Source organism: Arthrobacter sp. HMWF013, assembly GCF_003061105.1.
In the GTDB taxonomy this organism is placed as follows: domain Bacteria; phylum Actinomycetota; class Actinomycetes; order Actinomycetales; family Micrococcaceae; genus Arthrobacter.
In genome coordinates, this window is sequence record NZ_QAIQ01000026.1 from 1 (window position 1) to 8,277 (window position 8,277).

The 8,277-nt window shown below is 66.1% G+C and carries 8 protein-coding genes; 4 read left to right on the plus strand and 4 right to left on the minus strand.

The features are described 5' to 3' along the window. Nucleotides 1–214 precede the first annotated feature (214 nt). Nucleotides 215–2,464, plus strand: a complete 2,250-nt coding sequence (locus DBR22_RS01055) for a S9 family peptidase (protein WP_181364973.1) — start codon at nt 215–217, stop codon at nt 2,462–2,464. Nucleotides 2,465–2,493: 29 nt separating this feature from the next. On the opposite strand, the gene DBR22_RS01060 is transcribed toward DBR22_RS01055, so the two are convergent. After that, the gene (locus DBR22_RS01060; RefSeq protein ID WP_108597385.1) at nt 2,494–2,949 is read right to left on the minus strand and encodes an SRPBCC family protein; all 456 of its coding nucleotides are present in this window, start codon (nt 2,947–2,949) and stop codon (nt 2,494–2,496) included. A gap of 219 nt (nt 2,950–3,168) precedes the next feature. On the opposite strand from DBR22_RS01060, the gene DBR22_RS01065 reads away from it, so the two are divergent. Both DBR22_RS01065 and DBR22_RS01070 read left to right on the plus strand, forming a co-directional pair. After that, nucleotides 3,169–3,375, plus strand: coding sequence for a DUF2945 domain-containing protein (locus DBR22_RS01065; protein WP_108597386.1), 207 nt, complete (start codon nt 3,169–3,171; stop codon nt 3,373–3,375). Between the two features lie 4 nt (nt 3,376–3,379). Continuing rightward, nucleotides 3,380–4,582 (plus strand): NAD(P)/FAD-dependent oxidoreductase, encoded by a 1,203-nt coding sequence (locus DBR22_RS01070; RefSeq protein WP_108597387.1) that lies wholly within the window; start codon nt 3,380–3,382, stop codon nt 4,580–4,582. A 57-nt stretch (nt 4,583–4,639) separates the two neighbouring features. On the opposite strand, the gene DBR22_RS01075 is transcribed toward DBR22_RS01070, so the two are convergent. Then, nucleotides 4,640–5,317: a hypothetical protein gene (locus DBR22_RS01075; protein ID WP_108597388.1), complete on the minus strand. Its 678-nt coding sequence runs from the start codon at nt 5,315–5,317 to the stop codon at nt 4,640–4,642. Nucleotides 5,318–5,453: 136 nt separating this feature from the next. Further along, entirely contained in the window at nt 5,454–6,620 is a 1,167-nt protein-coding gene (locus tag DBR22_RS01080; RefSeq protein ID WP_108597389.1) for an acetate kinase, read from the minus strand. A 144-nt stretch (nt 6,621–6,764) separates the two neighbouring features. On the opposite strand from DBR22_RS01080, the gene DBR22_RS01085 reads away from it, so the two are divergent. Beyond that, nucleotides 6,765–7,067: a hypothetical protein gene (locus tag DBR22_RS01085; protein ID WP_108597390.1), complete on the plus strand. Its 303-nt coding sequence runs from the start codon at nt 6,765–6,767 to the stop codon at nt 7,065–7,067. Between the two features lie 89 nt (nt 7,068–7,156). Here the strand turns inward: DBR22_RS01085 and pta are convergent. After that, a partial coding sequence (gene pta / locus DBR22_RS01090) for a phosphate acetyltransferase (protein ID WP_108597391.1) occupies nt 7,157–8,277 on the minus strand: 1,121 nt, incomplete at its 5' end.

An 8,277-nucleotide genomic window follows, 5' to 3' on the forward strand; every position in this document is an offset into this window, starting at 1 on the left:
TTCCGGCACCGGGGCGCGGGAGCCCGGCAGCGGAAACCGAGAGACAGAGCGTTTCCGCTTTGGCGGCAGGAAGTGAAAGAGCGTTTCCGTTTTGGCGGCAGGAAGTGAAAGAGCGTTTCCGTTTTGGCGGCAAGAAGTGAGAGAGCGTTGAAGGTGGGCTCCCCCGGTAGCGAACGCAGCCGCCATTGTCGGTCCGGCTCTATATATTGAAGGAATGACCCAGACTCCGCTGCAGGATTCCGCCAATTCCGCCGTCGCCGCTTCCGCCGGGCCGGTTGCGCCGCCCGTCGCCAAGAAGGTCCCGCACGAGCGGACGCACCACGGCGATACGTTCGTGGACAACTACGAGTGGCTGCGCGAAAAGGAATCCCCCGAGGTCGTGGATCACCTGAAGGCTGAGAACGCCTACCAGGAGGCCGTCACCGCGCACCAGGAGCCGCTGCGGGAGGCCATCTTCCAGGAAATCAAGGGCCGCACCCAAGAGACAGACTTGTCTGTCCCAAACCGGAAGGACGGCTGGTGGTACTTCAGCCGGTCCGTCGAAGGCAAGGAGTATGGCATCCAGTGCCGTGTCCGGGCTGCGGACACCGGCAACCCCGTGGCCGACTGGACTCCCCCGGCGGTGGAGGCCGGCGTCGAAATCCCCGGCGAGGAAGTGCTGCTGGACGGCAACATCGAGGCGGAGGGCAAGCCCTTCTTCTCCGTGGGCGGCTCGGCCGTCACGGTGGACGGGAACCTCTATGCCTACGCGGTGGACAACTCCGGCGACGAACGCTTTACGCTCCGCATCAAGGATCTGCGCACCGGCGAGCTGCTTCCGGACGTCATCGAGAACATCTTCTACGGCGTCAGCTTCTCCCCTGACGGCACGCGGATCTTCTACACGGTGGTGGACGACTCCTGGCGCCCGTACCAGGTCAAGTCCCACGTGCTGGGCACCCCGGTCACCGAGGATGAAGTGATTTACCAGGAGGACGACGTCGCCATGTGGCTGGGCTTTGAGCTCTCCTCCGACCGTCGTCACCTCGTGCTGGGCATCGGCTGCTCCGAGTACAGCGAGACGCGCCTGCTGCCTTTCGATGACCCGACGGCGGCCCTCACCACCGTGATTTCGCGCGACGAGCGCGTGCTCTATGAGGCCGAGCCGTTCCTGCTCACCGGGCCCGGTGGCGAGAAGGCAGAGCGCATCATCATCACCCACAACCGGAACGCCGTGAACTCCATGGTCTCCCTCGTTGACCCGGCCGAGCTCACCAAGCCGCTGGCCGAGCAGCACTGGGACACCGTCGTCGGGCATTCCGACGACGTCCGCGTCAACGGCGCCGGCGTCACCTCCACGCACCTGATTGTGTCCATCCGCAAGGACACCATCGAACGGGTCCAGGTGATGGGCCTTGCCGGGCTCGGCACGCCAGCGCAGGAGGCGCCGGTGGAGCCCGCCTTCGACGAAGAGCTGTACACGGCCGGGGTGGGCGGATCCGACTACGAAGCGCCCGTGATCCGGCTGGGCTACACGTCCTACTTCACGCCGTCGCGCGTGTACGACTTCGTCCTTCCAACGCCGGCCCAACCTGCCGGCGAACTTCTGCTGCGCAAGGAAAGCCCCGTACTCGGCGGTTACTCTGCCGCCGACTACGTGGCCACCCGCGAATGGGCGGACGCCGCGGACGGCACCCGGATTCCGCTGTCAGTGCTGCGGCACAAAGCCGTCAACCAGGACTCGACGGCGGCGGGCCTGGTCTACGGCTACGGCTCGTATGAGCTGAGCATGGACCCCGGTTTCGGCATCGCACGGCTCTCACTGTTGGACCGTGGCGTGGTGTTTGTGATCGCCCACATCCGCGGCGGCGGCGAGCTGGGCCGGCACTGGTATGAGGACGGCAAGAAACTCACCAAGAAGAACACGTTCACTGACTTTGTGGACGCCACCGACTGGCTGGCCGCTTCCGGCTGGGTGGATCCGTCACGAATTGCCGCGCTGGGCGGGTCCGCGGGCGGGCTGCTGATGGGTGCCATCGCCAATCAGGCGCCGGAGAAGTACGCCGCGGTGGTGGCCCAGGTGCCGTTCGTGGACCCCCTGACCAGCATCCTTGACCCGGAGCTGCCGCTGTCCGCCCTGGAGTGGGAAGAATGGGGCAACCCCATCACAGACCCCGAGGTCTATAAGTACATGAAGTCCTACACGCCGTACGAGAATGTGCGGGCCGTGGCGTACCCCAAGATCGCGGCCGTCACGTCCTTCAACGACACGCGCGTGCTGTACGTGGAGCCGGCCAAGTGGGTCCAGGAGCTGCGGAACAACACCACGGGTGCGGAGCCGATCGTCATGAAGATCGAAATGGACGGCGGCCACGGCGGCGCCTCGGGCCGGTACGTCCAGTGGCGCGAACGGGCGTGGGACTACGCGTTCATCGCCGACTCGCTCGGCGCCACCGAACTGCTTCCGGGGGCCGGGCTGAAGTAAGTCCAGGCGGTTCGCCCCCGGCAGGCAGGCTAAACGATGTCGGGGTGTTCGGCCAGGAGGTCCGCCAGGGTCTCGAGGTTGGCCCGCACCGTCCTGGCGTGGGCCTTCTCCACCAACGAATCCGCCAGCTTGCCGAAAACTCCGCCAAGTCCGGAGTCCGCGTCGATCCGGTAGATGAACCGGGTCCCGTCGCCCTGCGGTTCCAGGGTGTTTGAAATCTTGAACTTCAAGTCACCGCCGACCGACTCTATGGCCGTCCGGTTCGGCGGCTCGAAAAGGGTGGTTTCGGTGACCCAGTCGAAGTGCCGGCCCATGATCTTGCTTGTACCCTTTGACTGGGTTCCCACGTCCACGGGCCCGTCGCCGATCTGTTCTGCACGGATCACGGACGAGTCCCAGATGGGGATGTTTTCGCTCTTGGCCAGAAAGTCGAAGACCTCCTGCTGCGGACGGGCGATGTAGACGCTTTCCTCTATGACGGCCATGATCGGTACTCCTCGTCAAAAGCCTGGTGACGGCTCGGCTTGGCCGGCAGATAGGCTCAGCGCCAGTGTGGTCTGAACGGCATGGAGAGTCAACGCTGATCCGTGGCCCCCGGCTTGAAGCGCGCGCCCGCTGGCAACGGAGACCCCCTGCCCCGTGACCCCGGAAACTAATCATGCTTACTATTGTGTTTCACGTCCGGTCCGTCTGAAGGAGCAGGAATGTCGCTACGCAAGGGAACGTCCGTGGAATGGAACACGCCGCAGGGGCCCACCCACGGGAAGATCGTGGAGAAGAAAACCAGCGATTTCGAACTGGACGGGAACCAGCACCGGGCCAGCGAGGCAGAACCCCAATACGTGGTGGAGTCGGCCAAAACCGGCGCCCGCGCCGCCCACAAGGCGTCCGCCCTGACCGAGAAGGACTAGCCGCGTGTCCAGCCAAAAGAACTATGAAGTGCTCATCATTGGCGGCGGCAATGCAGGGATTTCCCTGGCGGCACGCCTGCACCGGTACGGCGTCAAGGACATCGCCGTGGTGGAACCCAAGGACCATCACCTGTATCAGCCGCTGTTCTCCCACATCGCCGGCGGGCGGGCCAAGGCAGCTGAGGCCATCCGTTCCCAGGCGTCGGTCATGCCCAAGGGCGTGGAATGGATCCGGGACGGCGCAACCGGCATCAACGCCGCAGCCAACACTGTCACTTTGGCATCGGGCAGTGAGCTTACCTACGGCCAACTGGTGGTCTGCCCCGGGCTGCAACTGGACTGGGACAAGATCCCCGGCCTGGAGGCGGCTGTCCACTCTCCGCACGGGGCATCGCATTACGAGTTCGATCTTGCCCCCAAGGCCTGGACGCTCCTCAGCGCCCTGAAAACAGGCACCGCGGTGTTCACCATGCCGTCCGGCCCGGCCAAGTGCGCCGGTGCCGCGCAGAAGCCCATGTATCTGGCCTGCGATTATTGGCGGGAGCAGGGAGTCCTGAAGGACATCCGCGTGGTGATGGTCCAGCCCTACCCCACCGTTTACGGGGTGCCCGGCGTGGACGAGGAGCTGAACCGCAAGATCGGGGCGTACGGCATCGAGCTCCGGCTCAACAGCGAAGTCACTGCGGCGGATCCCGCTGCCCAGACAGTGCTGATCCGGGACAGCACCACCGGCTCCACTGAGGAACTCCACTACGACGTCCTGAATGCGGTCCCGCCGCAGTCGGCGCCGGACTGGCTCAAGGCCACTGACCTGCCGGCCCCGGGCGACGACGGAGGCTTCGTCCAGGTGGACGCCGAAACCCTGCGGCATGTGCGATATCCGAACGTGTGGTCACTTGGCGACGCAGCCGCCACCACCAACTCGAAATGCGGCGGCGCACTGCGGAAACAGACCAAGGTGCTGGCGAAGAACCTCGTGGCTGCACGGAAGGGGGCACCGCTGAAGGAAAAGTACGACGGCTATGCGGTGTGCCCGTTCACGGTGTCCCGGTCCACTGTGGTGTTCGCGGAGTTCGACGCCGGCTACCGGCCGATGCCCACCCTTCCCCAGGTGCCCACGTGGAAGGAGAGCCGCGCCTCCTGGGTGGTGGACAGGGACGTTTTCCCGCAGGTCTACTGGAACCTGATCCTCAAGGGCCGGGCCTAAAGGGACGCGCCCAGACAGCCGCGCCTAAGGGACGGCCCCGGCCACCAAACCCACGGCCTACGCTCCGGGCGCCTTGTGCTGCCTGTCGTGCCGGGCGTAGTAGGCGTAGACCAGCAGGGCGATCCCCGCCAGGATCATGACGGCCGGTACGGCGAAGTCACCGGAGATGAGCAGCACCGTTGCCTGGAGAGCGAAGATCACTCCCATCACCGCGAGAACGGCAGCCGGAATCAGGGGCCACTTCATCCGGACGGTGTGCCCCGCATCCCGGACCGGGACAAGGGAAAGCACACCAAAGGTTGCTGCCAGCCCCAGGAACAGGACAGCAGGGACGGTCATGCCCGGAAGATCCTGCGGCAGGGCCACGATGACCGCCAGGGTCAGCATCACCCCGCACGGGATCACGGCCCACCAGTTGGCCGGCTCGCGCAGATAGACCGCGGCGAATCCGGCTGCCATGAACAGGAACAGGAAGGCTGCCCCCGTGCGGCCATCCGTGAGCTGCGCGGCGGTAATCACCGCGGCCAGGCCAAGGAACACCGACCCGGGGATCGCTGCCCACCAGTTCTCCCGGCTGCGGCTGAAGACGGACAGGAACACCGCCCCCACCGCGGCGAAAATCAGCGCCGGAACCAAACCGGCGGTCTCCACCACGTTGAGAAGGTCCAGCAGCAACAGCCCGCCGACCGCCATCAGGATTACGCCTGCGATGATGCTTATGTTTGCCGGTTTCACCGTTTGCCTCCCGAAATTCGGCGTGGTCCCCGGAATTCGGCAGGCGGCCGCGCCACACTGCCATTTTCAGGCTAGGCCCGGCCCGGAACCCTATGTAGAGCACAAAGGCCCGCTCTATTGGATCTGAGGGAACCCCCTACGGAGCAACCGATGAATGGACGACGGCGGCAGTCGCCTCCGCGATGGCGCGCTCCTCGTCGGTGGGCACCACCAGAACCGGAATGGCGGACTCCGGCGTGGAAATCACGCGCGGTTCCTTGGACCGCTGACTGTTCAGGCCGGCGTCGAGCGTTATCCCCAGGGCACCCAGCTTGTCCGCCACGAGTGCACGGAACTGGTGCGAGTTCTCGCCGATCCCGGCGGTGAACACGAGAGCCTTCGCGCCGCCCACGGCCACGTGGTAGCCGCCGATGTACTTGGCCAGCCGGTAAGACGTGACCGCCAACGCGGTGGCGGCCCTGGCGTCGCCGGCTTCGGAAGCTTCCACCACGGACCGCATGTCGTTGTTTCCGGCGAGGCCTTTGAGCCCGGACTCACGGTTGAGCATGGTGTCAAGGTCTTCGGGGGTCCAGCCGGCCCGGCCCAGAAACACCAGGATGGAGGGGTCCAGGTCGCCGGAGCGGGTGCCCATCACCAGGCCCTCGAGCGGCGTGAAGCCCATGGACGTGTCCACCGAATGACCGCCGCGGATGGCCGTGACGGAGGCGCCGTTCCCCAGGTGGGCGATCACGCCGTCGAACTCTTCCACCGGGAGTCCCAGCAGCGCGGCGGCGCGGTGCGTGACGTACTCGTGCGAAGTGCCGTGGAAGCCGTAGCGGCGGATTCCGTGGTTCGTGTAAAGCTCGTCCGGGACGGCGTAGCGCCAGGCGTGTTCGGGCAGGGTGCGGTGGAAGGCGGTGTCGAACACGGCAACCTGAGGCATCTCCGGCCACTTCTTGCTGATGGCGCGGATGCCCAGCACGTTCGCAGGGTTGTGCAGCGGGGCCAGCGGGTTCAGCCGCTCAATGGCACGGGTGATCTCATTGTCGATCAGCACCGGCTCCGCGAACCGCTCGCCGCCGTGCACCACCCGGTGTCCTACCGCTGCCAGTTCCAGCTCGCCGAGTTCCTGGTGGATGGCCGCGTCAACCTGCTCCAGCGCCTCCGCATGGTCCCGCGGGCCCTCGATTTCGCCGTCGCCGTCCCCGCCGTTGCCCATCCCGATCTTCTCGATCAGACCCTCGGTCAGGACACTGCCGGCCGCGACGTCGCGCACCTGGTACTTGAGCGAGGACGAGCCGGAATTGATGACGAGCACGAGCATGAGGGGCCTCCTGAGCCTTGCTTCCGCAGTTCAACCGCTTCCCACTATAAGTTGCCTTGTGCGGGCGGCCGGTTCCTTGCGGACGGGGGCGGCGGGCGCTTAGAGTCGGCGGACAAGCTGCACCCACGCCGAGAGGACATTCCCATGACGAACGAAACCACTCAAGCCGAGGACAACGACCCCACGAACACCGGGTCCAGCAGCACCCCGCCCCTCCCGGAGACGGGACCGGATAGCGGCTCCAGCTCGGGCTCCAAGGATCCCACCGGCGTCGAAGGCGCCAACCCTGCCCTGGACGACACCGGCAACCTCAAGGCGCAGGAGGTGGGCGAGGCACCCGAGCCACCGGAAAACCCGGAAAACCTGGACCTCACCCCGCAGGGGCTGTCCGACGAGCCCGCCAAGCAGGAGGACAAAGACAGCCTGGCCAAGCCGGACAACAGCTAGGCCCCTTAACCGCAACGCGGGGTCACTCCTCGCCCGATAAACGACTGAAATCGGGCGTGGAGTGACCCCGCGTTGCTTTGGAAAGCGCCTTAGGAGGCCGGGGACTGCGCCTGGATGGCAGTGATGGCCACGGTGTTCACGATGTCCTCCACGGTGCAGCCGCGGGAGAGATCGTTGACCGGCTTCCGCAGTCCCTGCAGGACAGGCCCGACGGCGACGGCACCGGAGCTCTGCTGCACCGCCTTGTAGGTGTTGTTGCCGGTGTTCAGGTCGGGGAAGATGAAGACGGTCGCCTGCCCGGCCACGGAGGAGCCCGGCATCTTGGACTCCGCGATGGAGGCGTCCACGGCGGCGTCGTACTGGATGGGGCCTTCGACGGCGAGATCGGGGCGGCGGCTGCGGACCAGTTCGGTGGCCTGCCGGACCTCGTCCACGGCCTCCCCCGCCCCCGAACCACCTGTTGAATAGGACAGCATGGCAACCCGGGGCTCCACGCCGAACTGCTGGGCGGTTTCGGCGGAGGCGAGCGCGATGTCGGCGAGCTGCTCCACGTTGGGGTCAGGGTTCACCGCGCAGTCGCCATAAACCAGCACGCGGTCCGGCATCAGCATCAGGAACACCGAGGAGACGATCTTCACGCCCTCGCGGGTCTTGACGAACTCCAGGGCGGGACGGATGGTGTGCGCCGTGGTGTGCGCGGCGCCGGAGACCATGCCGTCCACCACGCCCAGCTGGACCATCATGGTCCCGAAGTAGCTGACATCCTGCATGATTTCCAGGGCCTTGGTCAGGTCCACGCCCTTGTGCGCCCGCAATTCCGCATACTTTTCCGCGAACTTCTGCCGGAGCTCGGACGTGGCGGGGTCCACGATGTTGATCCCGGACAGGTCGATCCCGCGGGACGCTGCGAGCTCCCGGACGTCCGATTCGGGGCCCAGGATCGTGAGATCGCAGACGTCGCGGCGGTGGAGGATTTCCGCGGCGCGCAGGATCCTCGGATCTGTCCCTTCGGGCAGGACCACGTGGCGGCGCTGGGAGCGGGCACGTTCGATGAGGTCGTGCAGGAACCGCAGCGGGGTCATCCGTTCGGGGCGCGGCAGGTGCAGGCGTTCCACCAGCTCGGCCTCGTCCACCCGCTTTGACCACAGGCCCAGCGCGGAAGCCACCTTGCGGCGGTGCCCGGACCAGATTTCGCTGCGGACCTCGGAGA